Consider the following 18,042-nt stretch of genomic DNA (forward strand, 5'->3'; position numbering starts at 1 on the left):
CTGGCTACTGCCTTATCTGGCTACTGCGCAGGCAACCCGTAGCGGTGTTCCGGACGTCCGGTGGTCCCGTAGCGGAGCTGGATGTCGACGGCGCCGTCGTCGGCAAGCGAGGACAGATACCGTTGCGCCGTGGCCCGGGATACGCCAACCCGGGTTGCCACCTCCGCTGCAGAATACTGCTCGCCGGCAACCAGCGATTCCAGAACTGCGGCCTCGGTGGCGGACCGTGGCTTGGCCGACGGCGTTACATCGCCGGGGATCAGCGCCCGCTTGGCACGCTCCACTGAGCCTTGGTCGAGAATCCCCGGCTGGCCCAGCAGCCTGCGGTATCGGGCATAGGAACGCAGCTGCTGCGACAGCGATTCTGACGTAAACGGTTTGAGCAAGTACCCCAGGGCCCCGCGGCGAAAAGCTTTGCGAAGCGACTCGGCATCCGAGGCTGCACTGAGGATGATGGTGTCCACGTCCAGCTGCTGCAGCAAGTCGAGCCCCGACGCGTCAGGAAGGTAGACGTCCAACAGCACCAGGTCGGGGCGGAGGCTATGGATTGTCTGCAGCGCCAGGGATGCCGTACCAACGGGCGCAAGGGCTAGGAACCCCGCCACCGAATCGACGTAGGCGGCGTGCAGCTTGGCTACGTGGAAGTCGTCGTCCACGATCAGCACGCGGAGGTCCTCAGGCATCGTCATCCTTTTCTGAAGTGCTTATTTGTCCGGCAGCCCCGGTATCAGTTCCGTCAGCGGCCGCGGCGTGGGTTTCGTCGGTGTGAGTTCCCGCAGTGATGCCCGAATTAGTTCCGGCCGTGGTGCCGGGCAGGGAGGCCATAAACACAGCTCCGGGTCCACCTGGCGTGCCAGTTTCCAGGATCCGGATGTCCCCGCCACGGCGCCGGGCCAGTTTCCGGGCAAGTGCAAGGCCGAGGCCCTGCCCGCCGCCATTCGGGCCGCGACGCTTCCGGCCTCCCCTGTCCAGACCGGCACCATCGAGACCGGCACCATCGAGACCGGCACCATCGAGACCGGCACCAGCGAGACCGGCACCAGCGAGACCGGCACCAGCGAGACCGGCACCGCCGAGCCCGGCCCCGTCCAAACCTGTACCGTCCAAACCTGTACCGTCCAGCCCGGCGGGCGCCGTCGCCGTCGTATAGCCCTCCGCGAAGACGCCCTCGGCATCCGTCCCCGGAGCCAGCCCGTCACCAGAGTCAGCGACGACGATGAGGAGGGTCCCGCCGTCGTCGTGCGGTTCGTCCAGAACCTCCAGCTCCACCCATCTGTCCGTGGACGAGCCTGCCACCGCGGCGTTCACGGCGTTGTCGATAAGGTTGCCCAGCACGGTGGTCACGTCCTGCGGCTCGATGACCTGTCCGCGGACCAAGGTTTCCGGCCCGATCCGCAGGGTGACACCGCGTTCGTCAGCTTCCACCCCTTTGGCACCAACAAACGCCTGAAGGTAGGGGTCCTGGAGCAGCTCGGCCTGGTCCACCGGGAATTTCAATGGTCCCGTAGCCGCCAGTCCGGCCAAATAGTCACGGGCCTGCTGGTGCTGCCCGATGCTCATCAGTCCGGCGATCGTGTGCAGCTGGTTGGCAAACTCGTGGCGCTGGGCGCGGAGGGCCGTGGACATGGTGCCAACGGCGTCGAGCTGGCGGGTGAGCTGCTGCAGTTCCGTGCGGTCCCGGAGCATCACCACCCAGCCCAGGTCCTCCCGGCGGTGGAGTGCTTTGCGCGCACTCGCCACCAATACACGTCCGCCGGCCACCAGCTCAATGGCGTCAGCCTCCTCGGCATCCGCCTTCGTCAGGGCTTTCAGCTGGCCGGGCACGGACGCGCCGGCCCACGAGGCCCCAGTGAGGTCCGGCAGATCCAGAAGGCGCTGAGCGGCAGCGTTGAAGACGCTGATTCTGCCGTCGGCCGAAACGCCGATGACGCCGTCGTCCACCCCCTGCAGGACGGCCACCTGGTCGTGGACAAGGGTGCTGATCTCCTCAGGCTCAAGGCCCATGGTGAGCCGCCGCAGCCGGTGCCGCAGCAGGAAGGACGCCAGCACGCCGGCCAGCAGCGCCCCGGCAGCGGTGAGGGCGACCGGTCCGATGTCCCGTTCCAGGCTCTGGCCCACAGTTTCCATGGAGTAGCCCACGCTGACCTCACCTACCACGGTGTCAGTCCCCGGCGCGTAGACCGGGACCTTGGCGCCGGCCGACGGACCCAGTGTGCCGGTGTTCCGGGTGGTGATGTCCTGCCCGGCAAGGGCCTCGGTGGGGTCCGTGCTGACCTTTTCACCCAGCCGGGCGGGGTCGGGATGGGCCAGACGAAGGCCGGTTTCGTCGGTGATCACCACAAACAGGGCACCCGTCCGGATCCGCGTCGCCTCCGCGGCGGCCATCAGGGGTCCGGCGCGAAGCTCGGCAGGCGGGGGAGTGCCCTCCCGCTCACTGATGGCCAGCACGTCGGCCTGCACTGACGGGTCGGCGGCCACCGCCCTAGCCAGGGTCAACGCCTGGTTTTCGGCCTCTCGGCCCACCCTGTCGTACGTCAGCCAGGCGTGGACGGCCGTGCTCAGCAGCACCACCAGCAGGACCACACCGAGCTGGAGGAACAAAGTCTGCGTGGAGAACCGGATCGGCGGCGTGCGCCAGGAACGCGGCATGGTCCTCCTCTCGTGTGTCGTACGGTCGCACGGTCGTGCGTCTGGTCCGGCGTCGGGTTTCGCCCGCCGGGCGTGTGAGCAGAATGCGCAAAATGCTCCGAATAAGCAGTATGCCAATCAATTGAGCCAAAGGCACGGCCGTGACGGCGGCCACTCTACAGTCTGTAGCACGCGTCACACCGCTGTGCCGCTGTTCACAATGAAGGAGCCGGCCGTGCTGGTATTACTTGGATTCGCCATGATCGCGGTATTCATGGTGCTGATCATGACGAAGAAGTTGACGCCGGTGCTGGCGCTGATCATCGTCCCCACCGTTTTTGGCCTGTTCGCAGGCGCCGGACTGGGCATTGGCGACATGGTCATGGACTCGATGAAGTCGATGACGTCAACCGCCGCCCTGCTGATGTTCGCCATCATCTACTTCGGCCTGATGATCGACGTCGGGCTGTTCGACCCGCTGGTCCGGTTCATCCTGCGCAAGCTCGGCAATGACCCCGCGAAGGTGGTCCTGGGTACCGCCCTCCTCGCCGCTGCAGTCTCCCTCGACGGTGACGGTTCAACCACGTTCATCCTCACCACGGCAGCCATGCTGCCCATCTACCTCCGGCTGAAGATGAGCCCCGTGGTCCTCACTGTCGTGGCCGGCCTGGCCAACGGCACCATGAACATCGTGCCGTGGGGCGGCCCCACCGCCCGTGCCGCCAGCGCCCTGAAGATCGACGTCAATGACGTCTTCGTCCCCATGATCCCGTCACTCATCGCCGGCCTCGCCGTCGTTCTGGTCTTCGCCTGGGTTCTTGGACTCCAGGAGCGCAACCGCCTCCGCGCCACCCAGCCCGAAATCTGGGGAGTGCCGTCCTCGGCCGAACCCTTCACCGCTGAATCGTTCGACGGCGGCACACCTGCCGGCGGCAGCAGCACCTCCCGCGGTGGTTCAGGCGGTGTTGGTTCTGGCAGCGGAGTCTCTGGACGCGGTCCGGCACTCGTTCCCGCAACGGGCGGCCCCGCCGTCGGCGGTTCCTCGATCGCGGTGCTGGAACGCACCGAAGCGCTGGTTTCTGACAGCGACACCAGCATGGCGGGCACTGCCCTGGACCCCAACCGAAAGACCCTGCGCCCCAAGCTGCAGTGGTTCAACCTTGCCCTGACGGTGGCTGTCATGGGAGTCCTCGTGGCCAACATCATCCCGTTGCCTTACGTCTTTATGGTGGGTTCCGCCATCGCCCTGCTGGTGAACTTTCCGCACGTCAAGGACCAGGCAGCGCAGATCGTGGCACACGCACCGTCCATCGTTGCCGTGGTCAGCATGGTCATGGCTGCCGCAGTCCTGACCGGCGTCCTCAAGGGCACCGGCATGGTGGAGGCCATGTCCGCCTGGCTGGTACAGATCATTCCGTCCAGCATGGGCCCGCTCATGGCCGTCATCACCGGTGTGCTCAGCATCCCCATGACGTTCTTCATGAGCAACGATGCGTTCTACTTCGGCGTGCTGCCGGTCCTCAGCGAGACGGCTGCGCACTACGGCATCAGCGGCGCCGAGATGGCCCGTGCCTCCATTACCGGGCAGCCGTTCCACATGCAGAGCCCGTTGGTTCCCGCCATCCTCCTCCTGGTCTCCCTGGCCAAGGTGGACCTGGGCGACCACCACAAGAAGGTCCTGTGGCGCGCGGCAGTGGTTTGCCTTGTCATGTTGGGTGTGGGAATGCTGACCGGAGCCATCGGTATCGGTTAGTCTTATGCTGCCTGTGCCCCGGTCCCCGTGACCGGGGCCACGGCACCGAGGTGCCCGTCTGACGCCCGCTGGGGGTCGTCAGACGGGCACTGACGTTTCCCCACTAGACTGGTTCGGAAAACAATCCGAACTTGCAGGGGAGATCCATGGCTGCGATCAACCGTGACGATGTTGCGCACCTCGCGCAGCTCGCTCACATCGAGATGAGTGCTGAAGAGCTGGACAGGATGGCCGGCGAACTCGCCGTCATCGTTGATTCAGTGAAGTCCGTGAGTGAAGCCGCCGGTGATGACGTCCCGCGCACCTCCCACCCGATCCCGCTGACCAACGTGTTCCGCGAGGACGTTGTGGGCCATACCTTCACCGCGGAGCAGGCACTCTCGGGAGCTCCGGATTCCGATGAGAACCGTTTCAAGGTCCCCGCAATCCTGGATGAGGCATAACCATGACTGACACCAACGAACTCATCCGCCTCTCCGCCGCCCAGCTGGCTGAGAAGCTGCGTGCCGGCGAGGTCACCTCCGTCGAGGTCACGCAGGCGTTCCTTGACCGGATCGCAGCGGTCGACGGCGGCGAACGCGGCGTGAACGCGTTCCTCCACGTCAACACGGACGAGGCCCTCGCGGTCGCCGCTGAAGTGGACGCCATCCGCGCCGCCGGCGGCGCCGCGGCCGAGGAACTCCACGAACTCGCGGGGGTGCCGATCGCGGTCAAGGACCTCATCGTCACCATCGGCCAGCCCACTACGGCCGGGTCGAAGATCCTCGAGGGCTGGCACAGCCCGTACGACGCCACCGTGGTCAAACGGCTCCGCGCCGCGAAAATGCCCATCCTGGGCAAGACCAACCTGGACGAGTTCGCCATGGGGTCCTCCACGGAGCACTCCGCGTACGGTCCCACCCGCAACCCGTGGGACCTGGACCGGATCCCGGGCGGTTCCGGCGGCGGTTCGGCAGCCGCCGTCGCCGCGTTCGAAGCGCCGTTGGCCCTCGGCACGGACACCGGCGGTTCAATCCGCCAGCCCGGCGCCGTCACGGGCACCGTGGGCGTCAAGCCCACTTACGGCAGCGTCTCCCGTTACGGAGCCATCGCCATGGCCTCCTCGCTGGACCAGATCGGCCCGGTCTCCCGCACCGTGCTCGACTCGGCTCTCCTGCACCAGGTCATCGGCGGGCACGACCCGTTCGATTCCACGTCACTGCCGGAGCCCCTGGAAGACCTTGTGGCGGCTGCCCGTGTGGGCAACGTTGAGGGCCTGCGGGTCGGCATCATCAAGGAACTCCACGGCGAGGGCTACCAGGCCGGCGTCGAGAACCGTTTCAACGATTCCCTGGAACTGCTCAAGGAAGCGGGCGCGGAAATCGTTGAGGTGTCCTGCCCCAACTTCCAGTACGCCTTGGGCGCCTACTACCTGATCATGCCGTCGGAGGCTTCCTCCAACCTGGCCAAGTTCGACGGCGTGCGTTACGGCCTGCGCGTCCTCCCCGAGGACGGGCCCATGACCATCGAACGCGTGATGGGAGCCACCCGCGCCGCCGGCTTCGGCGACGAAGTCAAGCGCCGCATCATCCTGGGCACCTACGCCCTGAGCGCCGGCTACTACGACGCCTACTACGGCTCGGCCCAGAAGGTCCGCACGCTGGTGCAGCGCGACTTCGACGCCGCGTTCGCTCAGGCGGACGTCCTGATCTCGCCTACGGCCCCCACCACGGCCTTCAAGCTGGGGGAGAAGCTCAACGATCCGCTTGCCATGTACCTCAACGATGTCGCCACCATCCCCGCCAACCTGGCCGGCGTCCCCGGCCTGACCCTGCCCGGCGGCCTGGCGGACGAAGACGGTCTGCCCGTCGGCATCCAGCTCCTGGCACCCGCACGCCAGGACGCCCGCCTCTACCGGGTTGGCGCTGTCCTGGAATCTCTGCTGGAAGCGAAGTGGGGCGGCCCGCTGCTCGCACAGGCACCGGAACTCGCCGGTTCGACCGAAACTCAGGAGGCAAAGTAATGAGCATGGACGCAACCCTGAGCTTCGAAGAGGCCATGGAGAAGTACGATCCCGTCCTCGGGTTCGAAGTCCACGTGGAACTCAACACCAAAACGAAGATGTTCTCCTCCGCGCCGAACGTGTTCGGTGACGAGCCGAACACCAACGTCAACGAGGTGGACCTGGGCATGCCCGGCGTACTACCCGTGGTGAACAAGACCGCGATCGAGTCCTCGATCAAGATTGGCCTTGCGCTGAACTGCAAGATTGCCGAGTCCTGCACGTTTGCCCGGAAGCAGTATTTCTACCCGGACACCCCCAAGAACTTCCAGACGTCGCAGTATGAAGATCCCATCGCGTACGACGGATACCTGGACATCGAGCTGTCCGACGGCACCATCTTCCGTGTGGAGATCGAGCGCGCCCACATGGAAGAGGACGCCGGCAAGCTGACACACATGGGAGGGTCCGCGGGCCGCATCCAGGGTGCCGACTTCTCTCTGGTCGACTACAACCGCTCCGGCGTTCCGCTGGTGGAAATCGTCACCAAGCCGATCGAAGGGGCCGGTTCCCGCGCTCCCGAGCTGGCCAAGGCCTACGTAGCCGCCGTCCGCGAGATCGTCAAGAACCTCGGCGTATCCGACGCGAAGATGGAACGCGGCAATGTGCGCTGCGACGCGAACGTATCGCTGCGCCCGCACGGCCGCGAACGCTTCGGCATCCGCTCCGAGACGAAGAACGTCAACTCGCTGCGCGCCGTCGAACACGCGGTCCGCTACGAGATCCAGCGGCACGCCGCCGTCCTGGACTCCGGCGAGCCGGTCATCCAGGAAACGCGCCACTGGCACGAGGACACCCGCACGACGACGTCGGGCCGGGCCAAGTCCGACGCCGACGACTACCGCTACTTCCCGGAGCCGGACCTGGTTCCGATCGTCGCGTCCCGTGAGTGGGTGGAGGAGCTCCGGGCCACCCTGCCCGAGCCGCCGGCAGCCCGCCGCAAGCGCCTGCAGGCTGACTGGGGTTACTCCGACCTGGAATTCCGCGACGTTGTCAACGCCGGCGTTATGGACGAGATCGAGGAAACCATTGCCGCGGGTGCCTCGGCGACCGTGGCCCGCAAGTGGTGGATGGGCGAGATCGTTGGCCGGGCCAAGAATGCCGACGTCGATCCCGGTCAGCTGGGCGTCCAGCCCGCCACCATTGTGGAGCTGAACAAGCTGGTGGAAGACGGCAAGATCAACAACAAGATGGCCACCGAAGTTTTGGACGGCGTGCTCGCCGGCGAAGGCACCCCGGCGGAAATCGTCGAGAAGCGCGGCCTGGCCGTGGTTTCCGACGACGGCCCCCTGCTGGAAGCCATCGACGCCGCTTTGGCTGCGCAGCCCGACGTCGCGGAGAAGATCCGCGGCGGCAAGCTGCAGGCCATCGGTGCGATCGTCGGCGGCGTCATGAAGGCCACCCGCGGCCAGGCCGACGCAGCCCGCGTCCGCGAGCTGATCCTGGAAAAGCTGGGAATGGAAGGCTAAGCCAAACGCCTGGCTGAACCAACCGCCTTAACCCAACTGGGTAGCAGTTAATGCTGTTTTGAGCGCTCATAACAGCATCTACTGTTACCCAGTTTGGCGTTTAAGTACTCACTTCTCCGGTATTGCCGGCTACTCGTGTGCTCCGGTATGTGCGCGCCCTACACTGAAGAATCAGGGCGCCGGTGCCTTGGGTTGCTGTGGGAGGTGGGTCATGTCAGTTCGGGAGCCGATGAGGCTGCGTAAGGCAATGCTGGCCGGCGTGGTGGCGCTGGCGCTGACCGGCGCGGGCACAGCGATCGCCTGGTCTGCCGCGGACTCGCCCTCTCCGACGCCGTCCCCGTCCGCCTCGGGGAAATCCGGGGAGCCCGCCCCCGGGAAATCGGGCAAAGCGGACAAAGCGGACAAAGGCAAGGCGGACAAATCCCAGCGCCCGCAGCAACTGCACAGCGAAAGCGTGGTGAAGAAGGCCGACGGGACCTTTGAAACGCAGCTGACCCAACAGGGCATCGTGGACTCCGTCAGCCCCACCTCGGTGACGGTGAAAAGCGAGGACGGTTTCACCCGGAGCTACGCGGTCAACGCGGAAACAAAAATTACCAAGTTCCCGGCGCCTGCCGCGGATGGCTCGCCGGCTAAGGGCGACGACGGCAAGCGGCTCAAGCCCACAGAAGGAACCATCGCAGACATCGCCGCGGGTGACGCCGTCCGGATCTCGGGCGTCAAGAGTGGAGACCAGGCCACGGCAGCGCGGATCGTCGAAGGCGCCGGTGACGGACCCGGGCTTGGTCTGGGTCGCGGTCACGGGTACGGCCACGGCAAGGGCCACAAAGCAAGTACCAATACGAGCCACCACCCCGCCCCAAGTAAGTAGCAGCAGATGTCGCTATGAGCTGTCATAACGACATGTGCTGTTACCCAGTTGGGCCAGCCGCGCGCAGGCTCAGCCCTGCTCCACCAGCCCGGTCATGATCGCCTGCAGCGCCTCGCACACAATCATCACCGACCGGCGTTTGAGGTTTTCCGGGCGCGCCAGGATATCGATACGCCGCCGGGTGCTGATGCCCTCGAGCGGCCGCAGCACAATGGCGGGGTTCAGCACCGGCCGCGCGGTATGCCGTGGCAGCAGGCCCACCACGCCACCGGCAGCCACCAGTGCGGCGACGGTGGAGTAGTCGTTGATCCGGTGGACGATGTTCAGTTCCTTGCTGGAGACGGCGGCGACGGCGGACAGCACGTCCGCGGGGGAGTATCCCGTGTGGCTGGTCACCCAGGGTTCGCCCACGACGTCGGCCGCTGTGACGGTGTCCTGTCCGGCGAGGCGGTGGTCGGCTGGAAGTGCCACATCCAGGGGCTCGTGCGCCAGGGGGATCACAGCCACCCGTTCCTCCGGCCAGCGCGGGCTGTGGTCCATCCGGTGCGCCAGCACCAGGTCGTAGCGCGCCGTCAGCCCGGGGAAGTCCTGCTGGGCCACGTCCTCGTCGGACAGCTGGATCCTCGGCTGGCCAGGTGCGTCGAGGAGCCGCGCGAGCGGAGCAAACAACGCCTGGCCTGCACTGTGGAAGCCGCTGAGCGTCACCGGTGCCACCGGCGAGCCGTGATACGCGCCGATCGCTGTCCGGGCATCGGCCATGGCGCTGACGACGGCGGCACCGGCGTCCGCCAGCACCTGGCCGGCCTCGGTGAGCACCAGGTTCCGGCCCTCTTTCCGGGTCAGTGGGACCTCCACGTTGCGCTGGAGCAGTGACAGCTGCTGGGAGACGGCGGAGGGTGTCACCATGAGAGTTTCGGCGACTGCCTTCACGCTGCCCAGCGCACCGAGCTCACGGAGGATTTCCAGCTGATGAATTTCCATCCGACCAGTCTATGCATTAGCTATAGCTTCATCGTCGATTGAGAATTTACTGCTTGTGCTAACGCTTTGGAATGGCTCTAATGAAGGGAAGATTTCCGCCCCGCAGGAAGCGCGGCGACCGCCAAGAGTCAGGAAGCCAATGAAGGCCCTCTACAAGTCCGGCGCCCACGCAGGGTTCGAGCTGGTTGACCGCCCGGAGCCCGAAGCCGGCCCCGATGACGTCAAGATCCGGGTCATGACCACCGGCATTTGCGGCACCGACCTCCACATCCAGTCGTGGGATTCCTGGGCCCAGGGCATGATCGAGGCACCGCTGATCGCCGGTCACGAGTTCTATGGCGAAGTGGTGGAGACGGGCGCAGACGTCCGGGACGTCAAGGTGGGGGACAGGGTGTCCGGTGAGGGCCACGTGGTCTGCGGTATTTGCCGCAACTGCCGTGCCGGCCGTCGCCAGATGTGCATCCACACCGTCAGCGTGGGCGTGCAGCGGGACGGCGCCTTCGCCGAGTATGTGGTCATCCCCGAGACCAACGTCTGGGTCCACCACGATCCCTCCATCACCCCGGAGCTCGGCGCCATCTTCGATCCGTTCGGCAATGCCGTGCATACCGCGCTCAGCTTCCCCCTGGTGGGCGAGGACGTGCTCATCACGGGTGCCGGCCCGATCGGTCTCATGGCCATCGCTGTGGCCCGCCACGCCGGAGCCCGCAAGATCGCCATCACCGACGTCTCCCAGCCCAGGCTTGACCTGGCCCGCCAACTGGGCGTCGACCTTGCCATCGATGTCTCGAAGACCCGTGTCCGTGACGCGCAGCGCGAACTTGGCATGCGTGAAGGCTTCGACATCGGTATGGAAATGTCCGGTCACCCCACTGCGCTGCCTGAGATGATCGACAACATGAACCATGGTGGACGGATTGCCATGCTTGGCCTGCCCAGCCAGGACATCACCATCGACTGGGGCAAGGTGGTCACGCACATGCTGACCCTCAAGGGCATTTACGGCCGGGAAATGTACGAGACCTGGTACGCCATGAGCGCGATGCTGTCCTCCAATCCAGTGCTTCACGCAGGCATCTCGGCAGTGGTCACGGACAGGCTTCCTGCACGGGAGTGGGAAACGGGCTTTGACATTGCCCGCGCCGGCGTCGGCGGAAAAGTTGTCCTCGACTGGACCGAACTCTAAAGGAGCACCATGTACACCGCCATCAAAGACCAGCTCCAGTCCGAACTGGACGAGATCCGCACTGCCGGGCTTTTCAAGACCGAGCGCAGCATCAACTCCCCGCAGTCCAGCCACGTGACGGCCGGGCAGATCGGCCAGCCCGGCACGGCCGTTCTGAACTTCTGCGCCAACAACTACCTGGGGCTGGCTGACCACCCGGACATCATTGTCGCCGCCAAGGATGCCTTGGACAGCCGCGGCTTCGGCATGGCCAGCGTGCGCTTCATCTGCGGGACACAGGACCTGCACCTGGAACTGGAAGCCCGCGTCTCCAAGTTCCTGGGCACCGAGGACACCATCCTGTTCTCCAGCTGCTTTGATGCCAACGGCGGTGTCTTCGAATCCCTCTTCGGGCCGGAAGACGCCATCATCTCCGACGCCCTTAACCACGCCTCCATCATCGACGGCATCCGGCTTTGCAAGGCCCAGCGCTTCCGCTACGCCAACCAGGACATGGCGGATCTCGAGGCCAAGCTGCTTGAAGCGAAAGACGCCCGGCGCAAGATCATCGTCACCGACGGTGTCTTCTCCATGGACGGCTACCTCGCGCCGCTGGAGGCCATCTGCGACCTCGCCGAGAAGCACGACGCCCTGGTGATGGTGGACGATTCCCACGCCGTCGGCTTCATGGGTGCCACCGGTGCCGGAACCCCCGAGCACGCAGGGGTCTCCCACCGCGTGGACATCTACACCGGCACGTTCGGCAAGGCGCTCGGCGGGGCGTCCGGTGGTTACGTGTCCGGCCGCAGCGAAGTGGTGGCCATGCTCCGGCAGAAGGCCCGGCCGTACCTGTTCTCCAACTCGCTGGCGCCCGCCATCGTTGCCGCCACCATCAAAGCACTGGACCTGGTGGAGAATTCCGGCGAACTGCGGACCAAACTGTTCGAGAATGCAGCGCTGTTCCGGCGCCGGATGACGGAGGAGGGCTTCGATCTCCTGGACGGCGAACACGCCATTGTCCCGGTGATGTTCGGCGATGCCGTGATGGCTGCCAAGGTGGCGGACCAGATGCTCCAGCACGGTGTGTTCGTCACAGCGTTCAGCTTCCCCGTGGTCCCGCGAGGTGCCGCCCGCATTCGCGTGCAGCTCTCAGCCTCGCATTCAGCGGACGACGTCGAAGCGTGCGTGGGTGCCTTCGTCGCCAGCCGTGCGGCCGTAGCGGGCTAAACCGCACCCTGCCGCGGGTGAATCAGTAATGGTTAGATGGAGCCATGGCAGCCCATTATGACGTCCTGATAGTCGGCGGCGGCATCGCCGGCCTCTCCCTTGCCTCAGCGCTCGCCGGACGGTGCAGCGTGGCCTTGGTGGAAGCGGAACAGGAGTTGGCGTATCACTCGTCCTCCCGCTCAGCCCGCCAGCTGATCCCCAGCTTTGGCCCCGCCGTGGTCCAGGAACTGACGCTCCGGACCCTGGACCTGATGGCTGTCCGGGACGCGGAGCTGCCCGCCCCGGTCCTGTCACCGCGGAGTTTTATGCTCATCGGAACGGAGGAAGCCGTGCGGGCCGAGGCCAGCGGCAACATGAAGGCCATTACGCACGCCGAGGCTTTGGAGCTTTGCCCTGCCCTGGTGCCGGAATCCTTCACGGCCGCCGGCCTGGATACCGGGGCGTACGGCTGCGACGCCCCACTGCTGCTGGCCGACCACCGGGCGCGCGCCGAAGCGGCCGGGGTGGACATCATGACCGGTGCCCGCGTGCATTCCGCCCAGCGGCTGGGCTCAGGATGGCAAATAGGCGCCGGCCAGGAAGGTTTCGAAGCCGCCGTTATGGTCAACGCAGCCGGCGCGTGGGCTGACGAGCTCGCGGTGATCAGCGGCGTGGAGAAGCTCGGGCTGCAGCCGTACCGCCGCACGGCGGCGATTGTCGACGTCGAACGCTCCCTTCCGGAACACGGTCCCATGGTGGCGGCAGCAGACAACTCGTTCTACTTCCGCCGTGAGGGCGATGGCGTGCTGATCTCGCCGTCGGAAGCGGTCCCCAGCGGCCCTGAGGATGCGCAGCCGCGGCCGGGTGATATCGAGCGCCTGATCGCGAAGCTCAACGAGGTGACCACGCTCGGGATCAGCGGTGTCCGGAGTGCATGGACGGGGCTCCGGACGGAAGCGGCCGACGGCGTTCCGGTAGCAGGCTTCGACGCCGAGGCTCCCGGGTTCTACTGGCTCGCGGGCCAGGGCGGGTACGGGTTCCAGACTTCGGCGGCCATCGCGGAGTTGGCCGCTGCCCAGATTCTGGCCGGGAAGGGCCCGGCACCCAACTCGGCAGCGGCTACGCCAGGAAGCAACGCAGTCCGTCCGGAATCCCGGACAGCGGAGGCACTGGCCGCCACACGCTGGTCCATCCGGCGCTGAAGAATGGACTCATGAGTACCCTGATCACCAATATCGCCGAGCTGATGACCCAGGACCTGGAACACCGGGTCCTGAAAAATGCCGCAATGGTGATCGAGGGCGAGCGGATCGCCTGGCTGGGCGCCGCCACGGACGCTCCCGCCGCAGACGAGGCTGTGGACGCCGGCGGCCGGGCGGTGCTGCCGGGTTGGGTGGATTCGCACACGCACCTGGTCTTCGCCGGGGACCGCACCGCTGAGTTCGAGGCACGCATGGCAGGGGAGTCTTACTCGGCCGGCGGCATCGCCGTGACGGTGGATGCCACCCGGCGGACGTCGGACTATGACCTCACCACACTGGCCATGGCGCGCGTGTCCGAGGCCGTCTCCCAGGGCACCACGTACCTCGAAACCAAGACCGGCTACGGCCTGGATGTGGAGCACGAGGCGCGCAGCGCAAGGATCGCGTCCACGGTGGCGGATGAAGTCACCTACCTGGGTGCCCATCTGGTGCCTGCCGGCTCCGATGCCAACGCTTACACAGACTTGGTTTGCGGGCCCATGCTGGACGCCGTCCGGCCCTACGTTCGCTGGGCGGATGTGTTCTGCGAGGAGGGGGCTTTCAGCGCGGAACAGTCCCGCCGGGTGCTGGCGGCCTGCCGCACTGCCGGACTCGGAATCCGGGTCCACGGCAACCAGCTCGGCGTCGGCCCGGGCGTCCGGCTGGCGGTGGAGCTCGGGGCGGCGAGCGTGGACCACGTGAACTATCTGGCACGCGCTGACGTTGCGGCACTCGCGGACAGCTGGTCCGGCTGGAATTCCGAGAACGGCACGGGCTCGCGGGGGACCGTTGCCACCTGCCTGCCCGCGTGTGACCTGTCCACCCGGCAGGCGCTGGCCCCTGGGCGCAAGCTGCTGGATGCCGGCGTTCAGGTGGCCCTGGCCTCCAATGCCAACCCCGGCACCTCCTACACCAGCTCCATGGCGTTCTGCGTGGCCACGGCCGTGCTGCAGATGCGCCTCAGCGTCCACGAGGCGGTGCGCGCCGCGACGTACGGGGGCGCGCTCGCGCTGCACCGGGAAGCAGGGAACGACGCCGACGGCGAACGTGCGGTGGGATCCCTCGCCGTCGGGCACCGTGCCGACCTGCACATGCTGAACGCGCCGTCCGCCACGCATCTGGCCTACCGTCCGGGCATGCCGCTCACGTACGCTGTGTGGCGGGCCGGGGTTCGGGCGCGGTAGTTGGACGCCACGGTAGTTGGACGCCGCGGTAGTTGGACGCGCGGTCCCGTGGCGTCCTGCCGGAAAGCCCAGCCAAAGTGACGTTATATGATCGATCGTCTCTGATATGATCATAAAACGTCACATTTTGGTGATCGTTTGACGCTGAAAGGCCCCATGACCCGCACCGACCGCTTGACGGCCATCCTGGACATCCTCGCAAAAACCGGCCAGGTAGAGGTGGAGGAAATCGTCACCCAGCTCGGCGTCTCTCCTGCCACTGCGCGGCGGGACCTGGACAGCCTGGCCAACCGGCGGCTGCTGACACGGACCAGGGGCGGTGCCACCATCGGGGCGCTGGCCTATGACCTGCCCGGACGCTACAACCGTGACGACCATGCGGAGGCCAAGGAACAGATTGCGCAGGCTGCGTCGGCCCTGATTTCACCGGGCGCGGTGATCGGGCTTTGCGGCGGTACCACCAGCACCGCCCTGGCCCAGATCCTGGCAACCCGCGAAGACCTCAACGCTCCCGCGAACCAGCCCACCCTGACGGTGGTCACGAACGCCATCAACATCGCTTCGCAGCTGGCCGTCCGGCCCAACATCAAGGTCATGGTCACGGGCGGCATCCTGAATCCGCGCTCGTACGAGCTGGTGGGGCCGTACACGGACATCATCATGCAGAAGGTGACCCTGGATATCGCCTTCATCGGTGTGAACGGCATCGACCCCGTGGTGGGGCCCACCAACACCGGCGAAGGCGAAGCATCCGTAAACGCCCTCCTTGCCAGCCGGGCCAGGGTGTCCTACGTGCTGGCCGACTCCTCCAAGGTGGGTGTCCGGGCGTTCGCCACGATGGACGGCTATGAGTTCAGCCGGTTGATCACTGACGCGGGCATCTCCGCTGAAGACAAGGCAGCGTTCGAGGCCAACGGCACCGAGGTCATTGTGGCGCCGCACGAGCAGCGGTAATCCATGCACTGACAGCGGCACCACATGCAGGCGGCCTTAGTACATCACGGGCGGCGCATCCAGGACGGTCTCGTCCACCCGGCGGTCCACCCATTGCGTGAACGGATTATCGAGTTCGTACTTGCCGAGTTCAGTGCGCACCAAGGTGCGGACCTCGGCGTTGTTCGGATTATTGAGACTCTCAAAATACTCAACGGACCAATGGAACCAGCGCATGCAGAACAGCCTCATGGTGAGGCCGTGGGTCACCAGCAGGGCATTCGGCGCATAGTCCGGCTTGGACCAGTGCCGGTGCAGCGTCTCCATGAAGGAGGAGATCCGGTCGTAGACGTCTGAGCCGGACTCGCCCTCGCGGAACCGGTAGAAGAAGTGGCCGTAGGCGTTGCGGAGCTCTTTCTGGTCCTCGATCTCGCCGCTGATCTGGAAGTTGGCCCAGTCCTGTTCGCGGAGCCTCGGCTCTTCGATGACGCGCTCCGTGAGGTCGCCCAGTTTGAGGGCCTCCAGGGTTTGATACGCGCGCAGGTAGGGCGACACGTAGACACACACCTGCCGGCCGTCCAGCTCCCGGCGGATCCGTTCGCCGGCCGCAGTGGCCTGAACCAGGCCCTGGGGAGTCAGGGGAATCCGGTAGTCCGGGATCCGGTTATAGATGGTCGTATCCACGTTCGCCGCGGATTGGCCGTGCCGGATCATGATGATTTTCCCTGGCTCGCTCATAAGGCCCAAGCATAAGTCCCCACCCCGGACGCTCTCTCACTTAATGTGGGTTTTTGGCGAACGCTCTCTCACCGCGGTGTGCCCGGCGAGCCGGGTTGCCAGTAATCAGCAAAGAATCAGTTACTGCAGGCAAGATGGAACCATGTTGGTTCCCTCCCGCCGTCGGCTGCGGTTTGAAGTCTGGATTGTGCTGGGGCTGTCCCTGGGGCAGTCAGCCGTCTATTCAGTGGTTCAGTTGGTGGACAAGATGTCGCGGGCCCCGCTGGCAGAGGGGACTTCCACCCTGAACCAGTCGCGGAGTCCGCGCGAATACTTTGACCTTACGTACCAGCTGCTGGACATCGTCTTCGCCTTGGTGCCTGTGCTGCTGGTCATCTACTTCCTCACGGACCAGCGGCAGGCGGCCACGGGGAGCACCCGCGGCAGCTCGGCCTTCCAGAAACTCGGGTTCAACTTCGCGCGGCCCGGCCGCGACCTGCTGCAGGGCCTGGGCCTGGCGGCGCTCATCGGGATTCCGTCGCTGGGCCTCTACGCCGCGGGCCGTGCGCTGGGGATAACCACCGCCATCATTCCCAGCGCGCTCGACGCCCACTGGTGGACCATCCCCGTCCTGATTCTCTCCGCGCTGCGGCATGCCGTGGTGGAGGAGGTCATCGTGGTGGGCTACCTCCTGGACCGCTTCGGCAAGTTCGGTTGGAGCGTTCCCCTGGCGATTCTCACCAGTGCCCTCCTGCGAGGGAGCTACCACCTCTACCAGGGCTTCGGGCCGTTCATCGGCAACGTGGTGATGGGGCTGGTGTTCGCCTGGCTCTACACCAAAACGAAGCGGGTGATGCCGCTGGTGGTTGCCCATGCGCTGCTGGACATTGTCGCGTTTGTGGGCTTCAGCCTCTTCGGCCGGGCCGTGGGCCTGGGCTGAAAAGTGATTCGGCCGCCATCAGCGGGTGGCGGCGCTGGCACCCGCTGATGGCGGCCGAAGATATGGTCCGGGCGGCACTGCCCGGGAGACCGGAAGCCGGTCAGGACGGAACGACTAGATGGTGACTGCGCCTGTGGCTGTTTCGAAGGTCACGGACAGGATGCCCGGGGTGCCCTTGGGCGCGACCCACTCAACAGCCACGTCCTCAAGCGGCTTCTCCACTGGTTCCCCGAGCCACTCGGTCACGCGCTCGGCAGAGCCTGCGATGGTCAGGCAACTCATCTTGACGTTGCTTTCGTAGGCGTTGGACGGGTGGAGGGCGGGGTCGCCTTCCCACTTGAGCATGTAAGGAACCTGCGGGTCCGCGATCAGGCCGAGGATGCCGATCTGCTTCCAGATCAGTTCGCGGCCGTCAGGGAACTTGCGGTTACCGTTGACGGCGGCGCGGCCCAGGCGGTCTTCGAACGGTGCGAGGTCGTCCACTTCGACGCACCAGCCCATCCAGCCGCCGCCGGCTTCGGAGCGGGCCCGGACAGCCTGCCCAAAGGGAGCCTTGTCCGAGGCCGGGTGGTTCAGCACCTCCACAACTTCCAGGTACTTGTGGCCGGCGAGGGGAATGATCATGTTCCGGGTTCCGAAACGGGGATGCACTCCACCCTTCACGGCTTCAACGCCGAGGGCAGACGAAATACGTTCGGTGGTGGCAGCGAGGCCATCTTGTTCACAGGCGTAAGAGACGTGATCCATGCGCATGCCATCATCTTGGCACTTTGTGATGCCCCTCTCAGCTAAGGGTACCCTTATCGTGTTTTTTGTTTCGTTCCCGGAGAGGAATTGTGCCCCCCCGGCGCCGAATTCCCTCTACCGACCACCTTCGTCACAATCCTGTTACCGGTCAGGCAGCCTTCCTAGA

General features: G+C 65.8%; 16 protein-coding genes. 11 read left to right on the top strand and 5 right to left on the bottom strand.

Features of this window, described 5'->3' with window-relative positions:
- Window positions 1–20 precede the first annotated feature (20 nt).
- Together AC1MCD_RS06650 and AC1MCD_RS06655 are read right to left on the bottom strand one after the other, a co-directional pair.
- Window positions 21–683, bottom strand: coding sequence for a response regulator (locus AC1MCD_RS06650; protein ID WP_498677005.1), 663 nt, complete (start codon window positions 681–683; stop codon window positions 21–23).
- Entirely contained in the window at window positions 676–2,649 is a 1,974-nt protein-coding gene (locus AC1MCD_RS06655; protein WP_498677008.1) for a sensor histidine kinase, read from the bottom strand. The genes AC1MCD_RS06650 and AC1MCD_RS06655 overlap by 8 nt, the downstream gene beginning before the upstream one ends.
- Before the next feature lie 214 nt (window positions 2,650–2,863).
- On the opposite strand from AC1MCD_RS06655, the gene AC1MCD_RS06660 reads away from it, so the two are divergent.
- The 5 genes from AC1MCD_RS06660 (at window position 2,864) to AC1MCD_RS06680 (ending at window position 8,762) form a co-directional block, all read left to right on the top strand.
- Complete coding sequence (locus AC1MCD_RS06660; protein WP_498677009.1) at window positions 2,864–4,381, top strand: CitMHS family transporter; 1,518 nt, start codon at window positions 2,864–2,866, stop codon at window positions 4,379–4,381.
- Between the two features lie 146 nt (window positions 4,382–4,527).
- The gene (gene gatC, locus AC1MCD_RS06665) at window positions 4,528–4,824 is read left to right on the top strand and encodes an Asp-tRNA(Asn)/Glu-tRNA(Gln) amidotransferase subunit GatC (RefSeq protein ID WP_498677012.1); all 297 of its coding nucleotides are present in this window, start codon (window positions 4,528–4,530) and stop codon (window positions 4,822–4,824) included.
- A gap of 2 nt (window positions 4,825–4,826) precedes the next feature.
- Window positions 4,827–6,383 (top strand): Asp-tRNA(Asn)/Glu-tRNA(Gln) amidotransferase subunit GatA, encoded by a 1,557-nt coding sequence (gene gatA, locus AC1MCD_RS06670; RefSeq protein ID WP_498677013.1) that lies wholly within the window; start codon window positions 4,827–4,829, stop codon window positions 6,381–6,383.
- Window positions 6,383–7,891 carry an Asp-tRNA(Asn)/Glu-tRNA(Gln) amidotransferase subunit GatB gene (gatB, locus tag AC1MCD_RS06675; RefSeq protein ID WP_498677015.1) on the top strand — a complete coding sequence of 503 codons (1,509 nt, stop codon included), beginning with the start codon at window positions 6,383–6,385 and terminating at the stop codon, window positions 7,889–7,891. The genes gatA and gatB overlap by 1 nt, the downstream gene beginning before the upstream one ends.
- Before the next feature lie 211 nt (window positions 7,892–8,102).
- A complete protein-coding gene (locus AC1MCD_RS06680) occupies window positions 8,103–8,762 on the top strand; it encodes a hypothetical protein (RefSeq protein ID WP_498677017.1) in 660 nt (219 codons plus the stop codon).
- A gap of 69 nt (window positions 8,763–8,831) precedes the next feature.
- Here AC1MCD_RS06680 and AC1MCD_RS06685 read toward each other — a convergent pair whose 3' ends face one another.
- Window positions 8,832–9,743, bottom strand: a complete 912-nt coding sequence (locus AC1MCD_RS06685; protein WP_498677018.1) for a LysR family transcriptional regulator — start codon at window positions 9,741–9,743, stop codon at window positions 8,832–8,834.
- A gap of 139 nt (window positions 9,744–9,882) precedes the next feature.
- Here AC1MCD_RS06685 and tdh point away from each other — a divergent pair, with 139 nt between their 5' ends.
- The 5 genes from tdh (at window position 9,883) to AC1MCD_RS06710 (ending at window position 15,493) form a co-directional block, all read left to right on the top strand.
- On the top strand, window positions 9,883–10,929 hold the full coding sequence (tdh, locus tag AC1MCD_RS06690) for an L-threonine 3-dehydrogenase (RefSeq protein ID WP_498677021.1): 1,047 nt from the start codon (window positions 9,883–9,885) through the stop codon (window positions 10,927–10,929).
- A 9-nt stretch (window positions 10,930–10,938) separates the two neighbouring features.
- Entirely contained in the window at window positions 10,939–12,135 is a 1,197-nt protein-coding gene (locus AC1MCD_RS06695) for a glycine C-acetyltransferase (RefSeq protein WP_498677023.1), read from the top strand.
- Window positions 12,136–12,179: 44 nt separating this feature from the next.
- The gene (locus tag AC1MCD_RS06700) at window positions 12,180–13,316 is read left to right on the top strand and encodes an NAD(P)/FAD-dependent oxidoreductase (protein ID WP_498677024.1); all 1,137 of its coding nucleotides are present in this window, start codon (window positions 12,180–12,182) and stop codon (window positions 13,314–13,316) included.
- 11 nt (window positions 13,317–13,327) lie between these two features.
- Entirely contained in the window at window positions 13,328–14,539 is a 1,212-nt protein-coding gene (gene hutI, locus AC1MCD_RS06705; protein ID WP_498677026.1) for an imidazolonepropionase, read from the top strand.
- Window positions 14,540–14,695: 156 nt separating this feature from the next.
- Window positions 14,696–15,493, top strand: a complete 798-nt coding sequence (locus AC1MCD_RS06710) for a DeoR/GlpR family DNA-binding transcription regulator (protein WP_498677028.1) — start codon at window positions 14,696–14,698, stop codon at window positions 15,491–15,493.
- Between the two features lie 36 nt (window positions 15,494–15,529).
- On the opposite strand, the gene AC1MCD_RS06715 is transcribed toward AC1MCD_RS06710, so the two are convergent.
- On the bottom strand, window positions 15,530–16,210 hold the full coding sequence (locus tag AC1MCD_RS06715; RefSeq protein ID WP_498677030.1) for a histidine phosphatase family protein: 681 nt from the start codon (window positions 16,208–16,210) through the stop codon (window positions 15,530–15,532).
- 142 nt (window positions 16,211–16,352) lie between these two features.
- Here AC1MCD_RS06715 and AC1MCD_RS06720 point away from each other — a divergent pair, with 142 nt between their 5' ends.
- The gene (locus tag AC1MCD_RS06720) at window positions 16,353–17,129 is read left to right on the top strand and encodes a CPBP family intramembrane glutamic endopeptidase (protein ID WP_498677032.1); all 777 of its coding nucleotides are present in this window, start codon (window positions 16,353–16,355) and stop codon (window positions 17,127–17,129) included.
- Between the two features lie 114 nt (window positions 17,130–17,243).
- Here AC1MCD_RS06720 and AC1MCD_RS06725 read toward each other — a convergent pair whose 3' ends face one another.
- Window positions 17,244–17,882, bottom strand: a complete 639-nt coding sequence (locus AC1MCD_RS06725) for a VOC family protein (protein ID WP_498677034.1) — start codon at window positions 17,880–17,882, stop codon at window positions 17,244–17,246.
- Window positions 17,883–18,042: the final 160 nt, after the last annotated feature.

It is taken from the genome of Arthrobacter sp. BF1 (assembly GCF_056680215.1).

What these genes read in the sequence shown, in the direction of transcription:
- hutI (WP_498677026.1), top strand. Translation starts at nt 13,328, where the DNA reads ATGAGTACCCTGATCACCAATATCGCCGAGCTGATGACCCAGGACCTG.
- AC1MCD_RS06650 (WP_498677005.1), bottom strand. Translation starts at nt 683, where the DNA reads ATGCCTGAGGACCTCCGCGTGCTGATCGTGGACGACGACTTCCACGTA.
- gatA (WP_498677013.1), top strand. Translation starts at nt 4,827, where the DNA reads ATGACTGACACCAACGAACTCATCCGCCTCTCCGCCGCCCAGCTGGCT.
- AC1MCD_RS06680 (WP_498677017.1), top strand. Translation starts at nt 8,103, where the DNA reads ATGTCAGTTCGGGAGCCGATGAGGCTGCGTAAGGCAATGCTGGCCGGC.
- gatC (WP_498677012.1), top strand. Translation starts at nt 4,528, where the DNA reads ATGGCTGCGATCAACCGTGACGATGTTGCGCACCTCGCGCAGCTCGCT.
- AC1MCD_RS06725 (WP_498677034.1), bottom strand. Translation starts at nt 17,882, where the DNA reads ATGCGCATGGATCACGTCTCTTACGCCTGTGAACAAGATGGCCTCGCT.
- AC1MCD_RS06720 (WP_498677032.1), top strand. Translation starts at nt 16,353, where the DNA reads ATGTTGGTTCCCTCCCGCCGTCGGCTGCGGTTTGAAGTCTGGATTGTG.
- AC1MCD_RS06685 (WP_498677018.1), bottom strand. Translation starts at nt 9,743, where the DNA reads ATGGAAATTCATCAGCTGGAAATCCTCCGTGAGCTCGGTGCGCTGGGC.
- AC1MCD_RS06695 (WP_498677023.1), top strand. Translation starts at nt 10,939, where the DNA reads ATGTACACCGCCATCAAAGACCAGCTCCAGTCCGAACTGGACGAGATC.
- AC1MCD_RS06710 (WP_498677028.1), top strand. Translation starts at nt 14,696, where the DNA reads ATGACCCGCACCGACCGCTTGACGGCCATCCTGGACATCCTCGCAAAA.
- gatB (WP_498677015.1), top strand. Translation starts at nt 6,383, where the DNA reads ATGAGCATGGACGCAACCCTGAGCTTCGAAGAGGCCATGGAGAAGTAC.
- AC1MCD_RS06715 (WP_498677030.1), bottom strand. Translation starts at nt 16,210, where the DNA reads ATGAGCGAGCCAGGGAAAATCATCATGATCCGGCACGGCCAATCCGCG.
- AC1MCD_RS06655 (WP_498677008.1), bottom strand. Translation starts at nt 2,649, where the DNA reads ATGCCGCGTTCCTGGCGCACGCCGCCGATCCGGTTCTCCACGCAGACT.
- AC1MCD_RS06700 (WP_498677024.1), top strand. Translation starts at nt 12,180, where the DNA reads ATGGCAGCCCATTATGACGTCCTGATAGTCGGCGGCGGCATCGCCGGC.
- tdh (WP_498677021.1), top strand. Translation starts at nt 9,883, where the DNA reads ATGAAGGCCCTCTACAAGTCCGGCGCCCACGCAGGGTTCGAGCTGGTT.